We start from the raw sequence: 587 nt of genomic DNA, 5'->3' as shown, positions 1-587 counted from the left end.
AAGCAGGTGTTGATGAGCTTGTGTCAGTGGCGTATTAGTTTGAAACCAGTCCATCGCATGGACTGGTTTCACTAACGCTAACGAGAGAACTACAGGGAGTAGCGTTTTCATTATCGATTATGCTTTCATCTTGTAGCCTACGCCACGAAGCGTTTCGATTTCAAGGCCTGGCAATTTCTGACGAAGTTGAAGTACGTGGGTATCTACGGTACGTGTTGTAGGGAAATGGTTGTAACCCCATACATGGTCTAGTAGTTCATCACGAGTAAAAACGCGGCCTAGGTTTGACGCCAAGAACAGAAGCAAATCAAACTCAGTACGAGTTAACGTGATCAAATCACCTTTGAAGATAACTTCACGTGTTGCGCGATCGATCTCCAGATCTTTCGTCATCACTTTATCTGCATTAGCTTGATCAGCAGAGTCAGGCGCACGTAATTGAGCACGAATACGCGCGAACAATTCAGCTTCTGCAAACGGTTTTGTAAGATAGTCATTTGCACCAGAGTCTAAACCAGCTACCTTATCTTTAACGGTAACAAGAGCCGTTAACAAGATAACTGGAACGTCTTTAATTTTCTTCCATT

General features: G+C 43.6%; 1 protein-coding gene. It reads right to left on the bottom strand.

The features are described 5' to 3' along the window. Positions 1 to 117: 117 nt before the first annotated feature. A partial coding sequence (locus tag R7Z49_RS26445; protein WP_318112623.1) for a response regulator transcription factor occupies positions 118 to 587 on the bottom strand: 470 nt, incomplete at its 5' end.

The sequence above is a fragment of the Vibrio sp. 1562 genome (assembly GCF_033340155.1).
Taxonomy (GTDB): domain Bacteria; phylum Pseudomonadota; class Gammaproteobacteria; order Enterobacterales; family Vibrionaceae; genus Vibrio; species Vibrio alginolyticus.
This window is presented reverse-complemented; position numbering and strand designations above follow the sequence as displayed.